This is a genomic window from Litoribacter ruber (genome assembly GCF_018500185.1).
GTDB classification, from domain to species: domain Bacteria; phylum Bacteroidota; class Bacteroidia; order Cytophagales; family Cyclobacteriaceae; genus Litoribacter; species Litoribacter ruber.
On record NZ_JAHBGI010000001.1, the window covers coordinates 405,150 to 421,123 of the forward strand.

The following is a 15,974-nucleotide window of genomic DNA, read 5'->3' on the forward strand; positions in this document are numbered from 1 at the left end:
AGGCTAAATTTAATCTTGTAGAATTAAAGTGTAATTTTAAATTTGCAAGGTTAAATATTAAAAATAACCTTGTAAATTTAAAGTGTGGTTTTAAATTTACAAGGTAAAAAGTTGTTAATTAGGCTGTTTTAGGGGTTTTTGGGATTTTTCTGATTTTCGAATATAAATTGGGCTTGATTCACTAAATATCACCAGTAAATACTTCTTTAACTTTATAGGTTTTTTTGTCCTGTGATTCAAAATATGTCCTCACGATGATTTCCGCAATGATGCCGGTGGTAATCAGCTGAATCCCGGCTAAAAGGAAGATGAAGCCCAATAATAGGATAGGCCTTCCCCAGATATCCGCACCCAATATTTTATCAATTAGTAAATACAGGTTAATTATTACTCCAATCAAAAGACTGAGTAGTCCTAAAGTTCCGAATATATGGATTGGACGCTGTAGGTATTTTTGGAAAAAAAGCATGAGGATAAGGTCAGCAATAACCTTGAAAGTCCTGCTCAATCCATATTTTGAATCGCCATGGATGCGTGGGTGGTGTTTAACAGAAACTTCAGTCATCGTAGCACCTTCTTGCTTGGCCAAAACAGGGATGAACCTGTGGAGCTCCCCGTATAATTCCATGTTCTGGGCAATTTGGGCTTTGTAAACCCTTAAGCTACAGCCATAGTCCTTTAGGTATACTTTGGTGGTGTTCCGGATGACATAATTGGCAATCTTGCTGGGCAGTTTTCGAAGTACAAAGCCGTCTTTCCGGTCTGCCCGTCTCCCTGCTACCACATCCCAGTTTTCGTCAATAGCCTTATTGAGCATCATCGGGATGTCAGAGGGGTCGTTTTGCAGGTCCCCGTCCATGGTGGCAATGTATTGTCCCGTGGCGTGGTCAATACCCGCGGCCAAGGCAGTGGTTTGGCCGTAATTTTTATTGAAAATGATCAGCTTTGTCCTTCTGTTGGCTATTTTTTTTACTTCTCTGATGGTTTGGTCGGAAGAGCCGTCGTCAACCAGGATAAGTTCGTAATCGAGCTCTCCCATTGCTGAATAAACAGCATCCAGCAAGGGTTTGATGTTTTCTTCTTCGTTGAAAACGGTGACTACGACTGAGAGTTTGGGAATGTGCATAGGGTGGAATTTTGCCAAATTTACGCTTTTTATACCGTGGCAGCAAGCTGGATTTAATGGTTGGCTAGTAGCGGCCCGCTGGAGCGTACCTCAATCAGGTAATTTGGTGTAAGCGCTTTCTCCCGGGTGGAAGGGTTTAGAAACCGGCTTTTCAATCGGGAAACATGGAAAGCGCCTTTTTCCGCAAGGTTGTCTACCTGAAGATTGGTCTGGGATTGGAGGAAGTTTAATCCGTCGTTATTTACATACAAAAATATGGGGCCACTGGCTACCTTGTCCAATATGTCCTCGTACGTTACCCTTTTGTGTAGGTGCTTGCTCTGGAAATCGAAAGAATAACTGTGCATCTCAAAGAAATAGGTTTGTTCTTTATCCAGCCTCATTCGCTCTGCTTCTTTGGCCAAAGCAGTTCCTCCTTGGTATTTTAAAAGTTGGGGATAGAAATTGACCTGCATCATCATGTTGACCACCACACTGACAGAAAGGGAGAGCATGACCATGGAGGCCCATTTTTTTTCTAATTTTTTCCAGTAAGCCAGATAAACGGCTGCGATGGACAATGGGAGGATGATGGCCCAGCTTGGGAAGGCGAAAACATTCACCGTTATCGCCAGCAAGGTGATCAAGATTAGAACTACATATTGGACATTTCTTATGGCAGGTGAGATCTCAAATTTAACCAAGGCCGCTGCAGTCACAATTGCCATGAATGGGAAAAGTGTGTTGAGGTAGTGCGGAAGTTTGAAACCGGCTAAAGAATAAATTCCCAGCAGAAATATCAGCGTTCCCATTGTCATCCAATCCAATCCGGTTTTGGAGATAAGCTTTTGTTTTAGCCCTTTGGCAATGCCGAAATAGAAAAGGAAGGACCAGGGCAAAAATGCCCAAAGGATGGTGTGTAGAAAAAACAGGTAGTCCTTGCTGCCGTCACCACCCCAAGTTTCCCCGTCAAATCGCTCAAAATTCTGGTCCCAAAGGATGAATTTTATTCCTGAAATATTTTCCCTGCCTCTAATGACCAAATCAGGGTTTAGGTCGAATTGGATGTAATACGCATATAGTACTGGGCTGGAAAATATGAAAAATAGCGGTATGGCCAGATAGGCTTTATAGTCAAGAAAAAACTTCCAGTCCTTTTTTTCCACTAGGTAGAAAAGGAATGCGAAAACCGGCACTGCGGGGCCAATCATGCCTTTGGTCATGAAGCCAAGGCTAAGCCCAAGGGCTGTTCCGGCAAGATAGGGCCAGGATCTAAACTGATAATATCCCCAAGCTTGCCAAGCCGCAAAGATCATGGATGCTGTAAGCATGGCATCCATTCTCACATCGCTGTTTGCCAGGATAAAGGCAAAGCTGGTGGCTAAAATTGCAGTGGCGAGCCATCCCGTTTTTTTGTCGTAAAGTCCGCTTCCCAGCCTAAAAGTGGAATATAGGCCGAGTGAGGTAAAAAGGAAAGAGGGAAATTTGTAGGCAAACGCATTAATCCCAAACAGGTTGAAGGAGGCAGCGCTGGTCCAGAATAGCAAGTGGGGCTTGTCCAAATAGGGCTTGCCTTTGTCGATAAGGCTGATGTAGTCACCAGTTAGCACCATGTGTAGGGCTATGTTGGCATGATGGGCGGAATCTGAATCCATCAATGGGACGAAGAGAGCAAAAATATAAGTCAGGAATAAGCCGGCAAACAGTAGTAGTAAGAAAAGTTGTGTGGAGGTGTGATTTGAAGGCTCAGTTAGGTTAGTGTTCATCCCCGGAAATTTTTTATGCAAATTTATGGATTATTTCCACATGGGGGTAGGGGTAAATAAAAAGCCCTCTTGAACAAGAGGGCCTAGGGGAGGGTTTATTGTTTTGCCAGCAAGGATTTCTCCTTGTGCTTTTTAAGCTGCCTTCTTAACTGCTCGACTGCTTCGTCCGCGGCAGCTTCAAAAGAACCGTTTTGGGTTTTGGAAAACAGTTGTTTTCCGGGTACATTCATTTTGATCTCCACGACCTTGTTTTCACTTCTGTCATTTTTATCTAACCTCATGAAAACTTCTCCGTCAATGATACGATCATAGTAGGTGTCCAGCTTGTCCGCTTTTTTCTGAATAAAATTGATGAGCTTCTGATCAGCGTCAAAGTGGATTGAATGCATCTGTAATTTCATAATCGTTACGGTTTATAGTTAAACTTTTATTAAGCTTTAGGATGTGCTTGATCAAACACGGCCTTCAGTTTTTCCATGGAATTGTGGGTATATACTTGGGTGGCGGCCAAATTGGCGTGTCCAAGTAGATCTTTTACGGCGTTGAGGTCTGCTCCTTTATTGAGAAGATGGGTCGCAAAAGTGTGCCTCAGGATGTGAGGGCTTCGTTTGGAAGTTTGGGCAAAAAGATCTAGATAATGCTTCACTATACGGTAAATTTTCATCGGATATGCCGGCTCTCTTGTAATTGTAACGATAAAATAATCACAATGGTCTAGATTATGAAATGTTTTTTCAAATGATTTTTTGTATGAAATAATATTTTGTTTAAGGACTTTTGTGATTGGAATTATACGTTCTTTTTGCCTTTTCCCCAATACTCTAACGAGATCGGAATTAAGGTCTACATCCTTCCATTTTAGGTTCAAAAGTTCGGATAAACGCACCCCGGTGAGGTAGAGAAATTCCATGACCATCTTGTCGCGCTGTCCTTCAAAATCCTCCTGATATTGGATTTCTGAAAGCACTTCTTCGACGTTCTGTTCAGATATGAATTCGGGCAATCTCTTTGGGGTTTTTAGCGCCTGGATTTTATAGGTGGGGTCTTTTTGGATTTGGCCCTCCTTCAACAAAAATTTATAAAACGAGCGGAGCGTGGCAATCTTCCTGTTAATGCTTCTGGGGGAAAGGCCGCTTTCGACCAGATCGACTACCCATGCCCTGATTTCAGCATGCTGGGCGTCCTCAAGAGGGGTTTCAAAGGCGGTTTGGCAAAACTCCTCAAACTGTTCCAGATCTTTCTGGTAAGCGGTGAGGGTGTGTTGGCTTGCCCTTTTGGTGTGTTGTAGGTAGGCTATAAACGACAAAAGCATATTAGTGAATATTTACACTAATATGCTTTATTTATCTTGAGAAAGAAAATGATTAACCCATTTCCTCAGTTTGCATTCTTTGCTTATAAGCAGCTTTGATGACTTCAGTTCTTCTTTTGATAGAAGGTTTCTCAAAATACTGTCTTGCTCTCAGTTCTCTGATTGCTCCAGTTCTGTCAAACTTCTTCTTGAATCTTTTCAAAGCTTTTTCGATAGATTCGTTTTCTTTAACGTTTACTACGATCATAATTTTACACCTCCTTTCGAAGTGCAAATGTAGCCAATTATTCTGTCAATCCAAAAATAAGTCCTGATTGTGGAATATTATTTCAAGATTTGACGTCCGATTACCAATTTTTGTATCTCAGAAGTACCTTCACCAATCGTACAAAGCTTGGCATCTCTATAGAATTTCTCCACCGGATAATCTTTGGTAAAGCCGTATCCACCAAAAATCTGCACAGCCTCATTTGCTACTGATACAGAAACCTCAGAGGCATAAAGTTTAGCCATCGCGCTTTCTTTGGTTACGTTTTGTCCTTTGTTTTTCAAGTCCGCAGCCTGGTAGATAAGCAGTTTTGATGCTTCTACCTGGGTGGCCATATCGGCAAGTTTGAAGCTGATGCCTTGGAAGCTGCTGATAGGCTTGTTAAACTGTTGTCTTTCCTTGCTATACTGGATGGCTGCTTCAAGAGCGCCCTCGGCAATTCCCAGGGATAGGGCAGCGATGGAAATTCTTCCTCCATCCAAAATTTTCATCGACTGGATAAAGCCATCACCTACTTCTCCTAACACTTGGCTTTTATGGACTCTGCAATCTTCAAAAATCAGCTCAGCCGTTTCTGAGGATCGCATGCCTAACTTATCTTCTTTTCTGCCGCCTCTGAATCCAGGGGTGTCACGATCAATAATGAAAGCCGTCATGCCATGGGAATCACCGACTTCTCCAGTTCGGGCAATGACCACTGCCACATCTCCGGATACACCGTGGGTAATGAAGTTTTTGGCGCCATTCAATACATAATAATCACCATCTTCTACAGCGGTGGTTCTCATGTTTCCAGCATCCGAACCGGTGTTGGGTTCTGTCAAGCCCCAAGCACCTAGAAATTCGCAACTGGCCAGTTTGGGGATGTACTTTTTCTTTTGTTCCTCATTGCCAAACATCATGATATGTCCGGTACAAAGGGAGTTGTGGGCAGCCATAGAAAGGCCTATTCCCGGGTCAAGCTTGGTCAGTTCCACAATGGCAGTTACATATTCGAAATAACCGAATCCTGATCCTCCATATTCATTGGGAACCAGCACGCCCATAAGGCCAAGTTCTCCAAGTTTTTTAAATAGCTCCAATGGGAATTTTTGCTCGTCATCCCATTCTTTTCTAAAAGGGGTAATTTCCTTTGCTCCAAAATCCCGGATCATTTCCGCGATCATTTTTTGGTTCTCATTGAGTTCGAAACTCATCATAATTTTATAAGTTTATTTGGGTTTGCAGTTCAAAATTCCAAATTAGAGAATCTTTTTTTGAATTCTTGCATGGAATTTGACTTAATTTTGAAAATGGTTTTTTTAAAGGGAACCAGACTTTTATATTTGTTGGCGTAAATTTTGTTTATAGGATCTCGAATTTGTTGATTTTATTCGGATATCACTTCGAAGGATGCAAATCACCCTTAAATGAATTTTTAAGAGAATCTTCCAAGTTTTTTACTCATGAGGATTCGCCGCGGTGACCAGCCGCTTTGTTTTAAAATAATCAGAACAGGTAAAAATTGTTTTTCACTAAATCATTTTACAAAAATTAATTATGAAAATTACAGTAGTAGGTACCGGATATGTAGGTTTGGTAACGGGTACATGTTTTGCCGATGTAGGTGTGGAAGTGGTCTGTGTAGATGTAGACCAGAAGAAGATAGATAATTTGAAAAAAGGTATTATGCCTATCTATGAGCCAGGTTTGGAAGAGATGGTAGTGCGTAATTATAAAAGCGGAAGGTTGCAGTTTTCCACCGATTTAGGTGAAGCGATAAAAGGAAGTGAAGTGGCGTTCATCGCGGTAGGCACCCCTCCGGGTGAAGACGGCTCTGCTGACTTGCAGTATGTTTTGGCCGTAGCCGAAGGTATCGGTAAAAGCATGGATGATTTCATGGTAGTGGCTACCAAGAGTACCGTACCGGTAGGTACAGGTAAAAAAGTGCATGCGGCCATTCAGAAAGCCTTGGAAGGAAGAGGCAGTGACTTGGGTTTTGCAGTTGCTTCCAACCCTGAGTTTTTGAAAGAAGGAGCCGCAGTGGAAGATTTCTTGAAGCCGGACAGAATCGTGATTGGTGTGGAGGATGAAAAAGCCGAAGCTATCATGAAGCGCCTTTATAAGCCTTTCCAGCTTAGCGGTGACAGAATCATTTATATGGACATCCCATCTGCGGAAATGACCAAATATACGGCTAACGCCATGTTGGCAACCAAGATTTCTTTTATGAACGATATCGCCAACCTTTGCGAGCTAGTGGGCGCAGATGCCAACATGGTGCGAAAGGGGATCGGTTCCGATCCTCGTATCGGCAACAAGTTCATTTACCCAGGTGTAGGTTATGGTGGATCTTGCTTCCCCAAGGACGTGAAGGCTATCATACGAACTGCTAGAGAGTACAATTACGAGTTGAAGGTATTGCAGTCTGTGGAGGATGTAAATGAGAAACAGAAATATGTGCTTTCCAACAAAGTGAAAAAGCACTTTGGAGAAGATCTTTCTGGAAAGACTTTTGCCATGTGGGGACTAAGCTTCAAGCCAAATACAGATGATATGAGAGAGGCTCCTGCATGCGTGATTATCGATGAATTATTGGCTGCTGGCGCGCAAGTGAAGGCTTATGATCCTATTGCCATGAAAGAGGCAAAAGAGCATTATATAGGTGATAAGATTACTTATTGCAATGATGCTTATGAAGCCCTAGTTGATGCAGATGCATTATTGCTTGTAACGGAATGGTCTGAATTTAGAATGCCAAGCTGGAATGTGTTGACCAAGCTGCTGAATGACAAGGTGATTTTTGATGGTAGAAACATCTACGATCCTAAGTACTTGAAAGAGCTTGGGTTCACCCATTATGGAATCGGTATCTAATTAATACATTATAATATAGAGTGAAAAGCATAATCAGGTGAGTTTATTCCTTGATTATGCTTTTTTTATTACAAATAAAATTGGATTTTTAGCTATGAAGAAAAAAATATTGATCACGGGAGGAGCCGGATATATCGGTTCCCATACCGCTGTAGCACTTTTTGAGGCAGGTTTTGAGCCAGTTGTAATCGATGACTTTTCCAATTCTGACAAATCCGCAGTTAGGGGCATCGAGAAAATTGTGGGGCAAGAAGTAAAGCTTTACGAAGGTGACTGCAATGATGTGAAACTGATGGAAGAAATTTTTTCCACAGAAGGAATCGCAGGAGTTATCCATTTTGCAGCCTATAAGGCAGTAGGAGAGAGCACTGAGCATCCCTTAAAGTATTACAAAAACAACGTAGGTTCCCTGCTGGTGCTTTTGGAGACCATGCGGAAATTTGAGGTGAGCGACATTGTTTTCTCTTCATCCTGTACCGTCTATGGTCAGCCAGATGAAAACCCTGTAAAGGAATCAACCCCCCGTAAGGAGGCCGAAAGCCCCTATGGGAACACCAAAAAGGTATGCGAGGATATCCTCAACGATTATGTGAAAAGCAAGGCTCCGGTGAGAGTGATAGCTTTAAGGTATTTCAACCCGGTAGGTGCACACCCAAGTTCGGCCATTGGAGAGTTGCCGCTAGGGGTTCCCAATAACTTGGTGCCATTCGTAACCCAAACGGGAGCTGGGCTCAGGGAGCAATTAACTGTTTTTGGGGATGATTACGATACCTCTGACGGTACGTGTATTCGGGACTATATCCACGTGGTGGATTTGGCCGAAGCACACGTAAAATCCATTCAGCACCTTGCTAATAAACCTGCGACTTATTTTGACCTATTTAACTTAGGTACAGGTGAAGGCAATACCGTTTTGGAAGTGGTAAAGACATTCGAAAAGGTAAGCGGGGAATCCTTAAAATACAAGATAGGCCCTAGAAGGTCTGGGGACATCGAAAAAGTGTGGGCCAATACGGATAAGGCAGAGCAGGTCCTGGGATGGAGATCCAGACTGAATCTTGAGGATGCCCTCAGGGATTCCTGGAATTGGCAATTGAGTTTGAAGGAAAAAGAAAAGATGAGCTAACACTCATCTTTTCTTTTTTGCTATTCCTGATAAATGGTAAAGAGAACAGTTTCGCCCACAGCTTTTAAAGTTCTTCTGTCGATCAAGTCCATGCTGTCCTGATGGGTATGGTGGTATTTACCAAAACCGTAATCAGGTGAATATTCCACGATGTCAATCATCGGGATTTTCGCCACTTGGTTGACAAACACGTGGTCATCGATGATTTCATGAGAATCCCTCATGGGGAAGAAATCGCCATGACCCAAGCGATGGGCATTTCTCCATACTTTTTGTACGATATTGCGGGCGTATTGCATGGAATAACCCTCTCGATAAAACCTTGCTCCTTTGGCGCCAACCATATCGAGAAGGATTCCATAATAGGCTGAATATCCGGCTTCATGTGGATTTCTGGACCAATGCTGGGAGCCCAAGGCCCACCAAATCTGGGAGTGGTTTCGGTCGCTTGGCTTGGTCTGTTCGGGCTCCCCGTAATCCTCCCCGTCAAAAAGTATAAAGTCCACGCCAACTTCCGGGTCCATCCCGGATGTGGCTATAACCCTGGCTATTTCCAAGATCACGCCAACACCGCTTCCTCCATCATTCGCCCCATCAATTGGCTGCTCAATGTTTTCGGTATCCTTGTCGGCTAGGTGCCGGGTGTCCCAATGGGCGGCCAAGAGAATTCTTTTGCTAGCCTGTGGATTGTGGGCTGCAAAGATATTGGTCAGCTTCAGGTTGGTTCCGTCATAAGCTTTTGCTTCAAAATCCTGCTCGGTAACCTGCATTCCGTACTCATTGAATTTTTCAACAAGCCATCTTTTGGTCTCCTGATGCGCCTCGGTATTGGGCACCCTAGGCCCAAAATCAACTTGCCGTTGGATAAAGCTATAGGCAGAATCTGCATTAAATTCAGGTACTTCTCTTAGTTCCTCTTCTACAACCCTCTCTTCGGCCTGGTCACGGCCACAAGCTATGAGAGATATGAAAAGTATTGCGAAAATCCAGTTACTCTTCATATGCCCAGTCGATTTTATCTTTCATGTCTTTTACTATGATGCCATTGGTTTTCAAGGTGGCTCTGATCTGATCTACCAAATCATAGTCACGGTTTTTCTTGGCGTCGCCATATACATTTAACAATGCATCCAAGAGGCTATATTGAATGTCTGCTTTTTCCTCTACAAGACCTAGAATATCTTCCACAAACACTATATAGCGGTCGAGCATCTTTTCAAAAACCTCCTTTCCCAAGGCGGCAGGTTTAAGCTGGCCAGTGAAGCAGCTGTTGATCTTCTTGGTCAGGTTGAAAAGGTAGCCGATAGCCTGTGCGGTGTTGAGGTCATCGTTCATCGCTCTATAGGCATTTTGAATGTTTTGCTCCACCTGTTTGGCCTGGTTTTCATCGATATCCACGCCTTCTTCCTGCTCAAATTTTAGGTTTTTGGCAATTCGAAGGGCGTTGATGATTTTCTTGTAGCCTTTTTGGGCTGCTTTCAGAGCGTCGTTGGAAAAATCCAGCGTAGATCTATAATGGGCAGTCAATATGAAATACCTGATCGTCATGGGACTGTAGGCCTGCTCCAATAGTTCGTGTTCCCCATTAAATAGCTGCTGCAGGGTGATAAAATTGCCCAAGGATTTGCCCATCTTCTGGCCATTGATGGTGATCATGTTGTTGTGCATCCAGTATTTGGCCGGGTCGGTGTGGTTGCAGGCGTTGCCCTGTGCGATTTCACATTCGTGGTGTGGAAACATAAGGTCCATGCCGCCACCGTGGATGTCAAAATGCTTGCCCAGGTACTTTGCACTCATAGCTGTACACTCCAAGTGCCAGCCAGGAAAACCCTGTCCCCACGGAGAATCCCATTTCATCAAATGCTCCGGAGAAGCTTTTTTCCAAAGGGCAAAATCTATTGGGTTGCGCTTTTCCTGCTGTCCATCAAGTTCGCGGCTTCCAGATACCAATTCTTCCAGTATCCTTCCGGAAAGCTTTCCATATTTCTCCCGCTCGTGGTATTTAAGCACATCAAAATACACGCTGCCGTTGACCTCATAGGCCAAACCTTCGGCAAGGATGTCTTTCACCAGCTGGATCTGCTCAGGAATATGCCCGGTTGCTCGAGGCTCAATATTCGGTTTTTTGGTATTTAGCAAATCCATATCCCTATGATAAGTGTCCGTATAATGCTGGGCCACCTCCATAGGCTCGAGCTGTTCGAGTTTAGCCTTTTTGGCTATCTTGTCCTCCCCGTCATCGGCATCGGCTTCCAGGTGTCCCACGTCGGTGATGTTGCGGACATACCTGACCTTATTGCCCAAATGGGTGAGGTAGCGGTATAAAGTGTCAAAAGTGATAGCCGGCCGGGCATGGCCCAGATGGGCGTCGCCATATACGGTAGGACCGCAAACATACATCCCCACAAAGGGAGGGTTTAGCGGTTCGAAAAGTTCCTTTTTCCGACTGAGGGTGTTGTATATTTTTAAATCTTTTGAATACATGTTACAAATTTATCAAATCAAGAGAGAAAATTAAGAAAACTGTGAAATGAACACTTCCGTTGTGAAGGGGTTCGATTACTTAAATGTCCAAATAAAAACACCGAATTTAGGGTAAAAAGGTTTAAAACGGACCTAGGGAATAATTTTCTGTAGGGATTATTTCTTTTTTATAGGAAAAAAAATTATTACATTTGTACCCTACTTAGCCGAATTTAGAGAGGGGACAAGCAGTCCCCTCTTTCATTATGCTAGAATTTGAACATGAGTTTGAAGCAGAATATAGAAGAAATTGTAGAGAAGCATCTGCCTGATGCCAGCCATTTTGTGGTTGATGTGACCGTGAAGGAAGCTTCGGGGAAGCAGAAGGTAATCATCCTGATCGATGCCGATGAGGGGCTTAACATAGATGCCTGTGCCAAGGTGAGCCGTGCCGTAGGGGAGGAGCTTGAGGCCAAGGATATTCTTGAGGAGGCGTATGTGCTGGAGGTTTCTTCTCCTGGTTTGGATTTTCCATTGACTAGCAGGAGGCAGTACCAAAAAAACATCGGCCGCAATATAAAGGTGACACTAGAAAATGGAGGCGAGCAGGAAGGCGAGCTGACATCAGTGGAGCCGCTACATGTGGTTTTGAAGACAAAGAAAAAAGAAAAAGGGAAAAAAGCTGTAGAGGAAGAAGTTCAGTTGGCTTTTGACCAAATAAAGAAATCAATTGTATTAGTCTCTTTTAAATAAACACAATGGATGCTAAAGTTTTAATTGAATCGTTTGCAGAATTTGCAAGGTCTAAGAATGTGGATCGCCCTACCATGATCCGCATACTGGAGGATGTATTTAGAGCAATGATTCGTAAGAAATACGAAACTGACGAAAACTTTGATGTGACCATCAATGCCGACAAAGGCGACCTTGAGATTTGGAGGATTAGGGAGATTGTAGACGATAACTCAGAGGATATCTGGGATAATGACAAGATCAGCCTGACTGAGGCAAGAAAACTTGAGCCCGATTTTGAAATCGGGGAAGAGACATACGAAAAGGTGGAGCTTGAGGACTTTGGACGTAGAGCCGTTCAGATGGCCCGCCAGACGTTGATCCAGCGGATCAAGGACCTGGAGAAGGATCTTCTTTTTCAGCAATATGAGGAATTGGTAGGTGAGATCATCACAGCAGAGGTGTACCAGGTGCTTGGCCGTGAGGCTTTGTTGATGGACAGTGAAGGTAATGAGCTTGTTTTGCCTAAAGGCGAGCAGATTCCAAAAGACAGATATAGAAAAGGCGATGCTGTGAAAGCCATTGTCCACAAAGTGGAAATGATTAACGGCAATCCTAAAATTATTCTTTCCAGAACCTCTCCGATTTTCTTAGAGAGATTATTCGAAAATGAGGTGCCGGAAGTATATGATGGGTTGATTACCATCAAAAAGATCGTGCGTGAACCGGGTGAAAGGGCAAAAGTTGCCGTGGAATCTTATGATGACCGTATTGATCCGGTAGGTGCTTGCGTCGGGATGAAAGGAAGCAGGATCCACGCTGTGGTGAGAGAACTTCAGAATGAAAACATCGACGTAATCAATTATACCGACAACTTGGAGCTGTATGTTTCCCGTGCGTTAAGCCCGGCAAAGGTTAGTTCTATACAAGTTAACGAAGAGGGAAAGAGACTTTCCGTGTTTTTAAAGCCTGATCAGGTATCTTTGGCAATTGGTAAGGGAGGATTCAACATCAGACTTGCCAGCCGCTTGGTAGGATATGAGATCGACGTGTTCCGGGAGCTTTCCGAATATGAGGAAGAGGAGGATGTGGATTTGACAGAATTCACCGATGAGATCGAAGATTGGGTAATTGAAGAGTTGAAGAAGACCGGTTTGGACACCGCCAAAAGTGTATTGGCAGTGACGAAAGAAGAGCTCCTACGCAGGACGGAGCTTGAGGAAGAAACCATCGATGAGGTCTTCAGAATATTGAAACAAGAATTTGAACAGTAAAAAAGCGTCGAATAGTTAATTTAAAGGCGTTATATTTACACAAAAATAAAATAGCAAGGTTTTAGCGTATGTCAGAAGAAAAAATGATGCGATTGGGCCAGGTAGCCAGAAAACTCAACGTAGGGATTTCTACGATTGTAGATTCTATGGCTAAGAAAGGCTTTGATGTAGAGAGCAACCCTAATTCCAAGATAAGTGTTGAGCAATTCAACATGTTGGCTAAGGAATTTAAGTCCTCTGCAAAGGAAAAGGAGGAGGCATCCCACCTTTCCATTGGCAAACGTCATAATGAGACGTTTACCATCAAAGCTGAATCTGAGTCTGAGCCTGAGAAGGAGAAAAAACCGGAGCCTCCTACCAAACCAGCTCCCAAACCAGAGGAAAAGAAAGTAGAGAAGAAGGAAGAGCCGAAGCCGGAGTCTGACAAAGTGCAGGCATCAGCCGACAAGCTTCCTGGAATCAAAGTTTTGGGCAAAATCGACTTGGACAAAAAGCCGGCCGAGAAAAAAGAAAAGCCTGAGCAACCTAAGCCGGAGGCCAAAAAGCCGGCAACACCTGAAGCTGCACCTCCCAAGAAAGAGGAGAAGCCTCAGCCTGAGAAAAAAGAACAACCAAAAGAGGAAAAGCCAACTCCTCAACCTAAGGCTGTGAAGCCTCAGACTTCTGAACCTGCTAAAACTGAACCTACCAAAAGTAAGCCGACAGCTCCAGACGCATCTAAGGAGAAAGACGCACCAAAGCCTGCCAAGCCAGTAGAGCAAAAACCAACTGCCAAAGAGCAGACTGAAAAGCCTGCCGAAAAAGCGGAGGATAAACCTGGACAGGTAATTTCCGCTAAAGCTGACGCGCTCAAGGGCCTTACTGTTTTGGGTAAAATTGAACTTCCTGCTGATAGATCCAAGAAAAAGGCCAAGCCTGTGGCGTCTTCAGATGAAAAAGGGAAAGATAAAAAGAAAAGACCTCGCAAGAGAATCGATAAAAAACCTGGAGAAGGCGGCGGTCAGCAAAGACCGGGCGGACCAGGACAAGGTCAAGGCGGACCGAGAGGAGCAGGCCAGCAAGGCCGTGGCGCCAGACCGGGGCAAGCTGGAAGAGGTAAACCTGGGGCTAAAGGACAAGGCGCAGGCCGTTTCCAAAAAGCCGAGCCTACGCAAAAGGAAATCCAAGACCAAATCAAACAAACCCTTGCCCGTCTTCAAGGCGGTGGCAAAGGCGGAAAGAAAAGCAGCCGTAGAGACAAGCGTTCTGAAAGAAGCAGAGAGCAAGTTGAAGGGGTGGAGGAAACAAGAGTACTTAAGGTTACCGAGTTTATCTCTGCAAACGACCTTGCCAGCCTTTTGGACGTATCCGTAAATGAGATCATTTCGGTTTGTATGTCCCTTGGTATGTTTGTTTCCATCAACCAAAGACTTGACGCGGAAGCCATCACCATCATTGCGGATGAGTTTAACTACGAAGTTGAATTCTCCAAAGCTGATGAAGATGAGGATGTGGAAGTGGTAGAAGACGCACCGGAAGATCTGGAGGAAAGAGCTCCTATTGTGACTATCATGGGTCACGTCGATCACGGTAAGACTTCCCTTCTTGATTACATCCGTAGTGCAAAAGTAACCTCAGGTGAAGCAGGTGGTATCACCCAGCACATCGGAGCTTACGATGTAATGACAGACAATGGTAACAAGATCGCATTCTTGGATACACCGGGTCACGAAGCCTTTACGGCGATGAGGGCTAGGGGTGCCAAAATCACCGATGTGGCCATTATCGTGATTGCAGCTGATGACGACATCATGCCTCAAACCAAGGAAGCTATCAATCACGCCCAAGTAGCTGGGGTGCCGATGATCTTTGCAATAAATAAAATAGATAAGCCAAATGCAAACCCTGAGAAAATCAAGGAGCAATTGGCAAATATGAACCTATTGGTAGAAGATTGGGGTGGTAAATACCAGTCCCAGGAAATTTCTGCTAAAACAGGGCAAGGTGTTGACGACCTACTTGAAAAAGTGCTTCTTGAAGCGGAAATCCTTGAACTTAAAGCCAATGCCCATAAAAACGCGGTTGGTACTGTAGTGGAAGCTTCCCTTGATAAAGGTAAAGGTTATGTTTCTACGGTGATGGTTCAGGCCGGAACGTTGAAAATCGGTGACATCATGTTGGCCGGTGAGCATTACGGTAGGGTAAAAGCCATGTTTGACCATACAGGTAAGAAGGTGAAAGAAGCAGGACCGTCCACACCAGTTCAGGTGCTTGGTCTTAGCGGTGCACCTCAAGCCGGTGATATCCTCAAGGTTTACGGCACAGAACGTGAAGCCCGAGAAATCGCCAACCAAAGAGGCCAGATCAACCGTGAGCAAAGCATGCGTACCAAGAAGCATATTACCCTTGATGAGATTGGAAGGCGTCTTGCTATCGGTAGCTTTAAGGAGCTTAACATCATCATCAAAGGTGATGTGGATGGGTCTGTGGAAGCGTTATCTGATTCCTTGCTGAAGCTATCTAAAGATGAGGTAAGTGTGAACATCATCCATAAGGGTGTGGGTCAGATTTCAGAATCTGACGTCTTGTTGGCTTCTGCTTCAGACGCCATCATCCTAGGATTCCAAGTTAGACCTTCTACCAACGCCAAGAAATTGGCCGAGCAGGAGGAAATTGAAATCCGTCACTACTCCATCATCTATGATGCGATCAACCAGATCAAAGATGCTATCGAGGGTATGCTAGAGCCTACATTTGAAGAGGTAATCACGGGTAATATCCAGGTGAGAGAAGTCTTCAAGATCTCTAAAATCGGTACAGTTGCCGGATGTTATGTGACTGACGGTTTTGTGACCAGAAAGAACAAGATTCGAGTAATTCGCGAAGGTATTGTTGTCCATGATGGAGAAATCGATCAGTTGAAGCGATTCAAGGACGATGTAGCTGAAGTGAAAGCTGGATATGAGTGCGGTATCTCGATCAAAAACTACAATGATATCAAACTTGACGATATCATCGAGGGATACGAAATGAGAGAAATCAAACGTAAGAAATAATTAATTTCATATAGATTTAAAAGGCGGTTTTATTTAA

13 protein-coding genes are annotated in these 15,974 nt (G+C 44.0%); 5 read left to right on the forward strand and 8 right to left on the reverse strand.

Going from position 1 to position 15,974, the window contains the following annotated elements; genetic code table 11:
• Positions 1-181: 181 nt before the first annotated feature.
• The 6 genes from KIH41_RS01815 to KIH41_RS01840 all read right to left on the reverse strand — a co-directional run bounded on the left by KIH41_RS01815 (position 182) and on the right by KIH41_RS01840 (position 5,647).
• Positions 182-1,126: a glycosyltransferase family 2 protein gene (locus KIH41_RS01815; protein ID WP_214161294.1), complete on the reverse strand. Its 945-nt coding sequence runs from the start codon at positions 1,124-1,126 to the stop codon at positions 182-184.
• Positions 1,127-1,179: 53 nt separating this feature from the next.
• Positions 1,180-2,871, reverse strand: coding sequence for an ArnT family glycosyltransferase (locus KIH41_RS01820; protein ID WP_214161295.1), 1,692 nt, complete (start codon positions 2,869-2,871; stop codon positions 1,180-1,182).
• Positions 2,872-2,966: 95 nt separating this feature from the next.
• Positions 2,967-3,272: a ribosome hibernation-promoting factor, HPF/YfiA family gene (gene hpf, locus KIH41_RS01825; protein WP_213945051.1), complete on the reverse strand. Its 306-nt coding sequence runs from the start codon at positions 3,270-3,272 to the stop codon at positions 2,967-2,969.
• A 29-nt stretch (positions 3,273-3,301) separates the two neighbouring features.
• Positions 3,302-4,183 carry a tyrosine-type recombinase/integrase gene (locus KIH41_RS01830; RefSeq protein WP_214161296.1) on the reverse strand — a complete coding sequence of 294 codons (882 nt, stop codon included), beginning with the start codon at positions 4,181-4,183 and terminating at the stop codon, positions 3,302-3,304.
• 52 nt (positions 4,184-4,235) lie between these two features.
• Positions 4,236-4,430 carry a 30S ribosomal protein S21 gene (rpsU, locus tag KIH41_RS01835; protein WP_143962538.1) on the reverse strand — a complete coding sequence of 65 codons (195 nt, stop codon included), beginning with the start codon at positions 4,428-4,430 and terminating at the stop codon, positions 4,236-4,238.
• A 77-nt stretch (positions 4,431-4,507) separates the two neighbouring features.
• A complete protein-coding gene (locus KIH41_RS01840; protein WP_214161371.1) occupies positions 4,508-5,647 on the reverse strand; it encodes an acyl-CoA dehydrogenase family protein in 1,140 nt (379 codons plus the stop codon).
• A 343-nt stretch (positions 5,648-5,990) separates the two neighbouring features.
• Here KIH41_RS01840 and KIH41_RS01845 point away from each other — a divergent pair, with 343 nt between their 5' ends.
• A complete protein-coding gene (locus KIH41_RS01845; protein ID WP_213945049.1) occupies positions 5,991-7,307 on the forward strand; it encodes a UDP-glucose dehydrogenase family protein in 1,317 nt (438 codons plus the stop codon).
• Positions 7,308-7,401: 94 nt separating this feature from the next.
• Complete coding sequence (galE, locus tag KIH41_RS01850) at positions 7,402-8,433, forward strand: UDP-glucose 4-epimerase GalE (protein WP_214161297.1); 1,032 nt, start codon at positions 7,402-7,404, stop codon at positions 8,431-8,433.
• Positions 8,434-8,453: 20 nt separating this feature from the next.
• Here the strand turns inward: galE and KIH41_RS01855 are convergent, their stop codons facing one another.
• The gene (locus KIH41_RS01855; RefSeq protein WP_214161298.1) at positions 8,454-9,434 is read right to left on the reverse strand and encodes a M28 family peptidase; all 981 of its coding nucleotides are present in this window, start codon (positions 9,432-9,434) and stop codon (positions 8,454-8,456) included.
• Positions 9,424-10,917: a cysteine--tRNA ligase gene (gene cysS / locus KIH41_RS01860; protein WP_214161299.1), complete on the reverse strand. Its 1,494-nt coding sequence runs from the start codon at positions 10,915-10,917 to the stop codon at positions 9,424-9,426. Before cysS ends, KIH41_RS01855 begins: the two co-directional genes overlap by 11 nt.
• 261 nt (positions 10,918-11,178) lie before the next feature.
• On the opposite strand from cysS, the gene KIH41_RS01865 reads away from it, so the two are divergent.
• From KIH41_RS01865 to infB, 3 genes are all read left to right on the forward strand, one after another.
• Positions 11,179-11,649, forward strand: a complete 471-nt coding sequence (locus KIH41_RS01865; RefSeq protein WP_214161300.1) for a ribosome maturation factor RimP — start codon at positions 11,179-11,181, stop codon at positions 11,647-11,649.
• A gap of 5 nt (positions 11,650-11,654) precedes the next feature.
• Positions 11,655-12,902, forward strand: coding sequence for a transcription termination factor NusA (gene nusA, locus KIH41_RS01870; RefSeq protein WP_213945044.1), 1,248 nt, complete (start codon positions 11,655-11,657; stop codon positions 12,900-12,902).
• A gap of 68 nt (positions 12,903-12,970) precedes the next feature.
• The gene (infB, locus tag KIH41_RS01875; RefSeq protein ID WP_214161301.1) at positions 12,971-15,937 is read left to right on the forward strand and encodes a translation initiation factor IF-2; all 2,967 of its coding nucleotides are present in this window, start codon (positions 12,971-12,973) and stop codon (positions 15,935-15,937) included.
• The last annotated feature ends 37 nt before the right edge of the window (positions 15,938-15,974 follow it).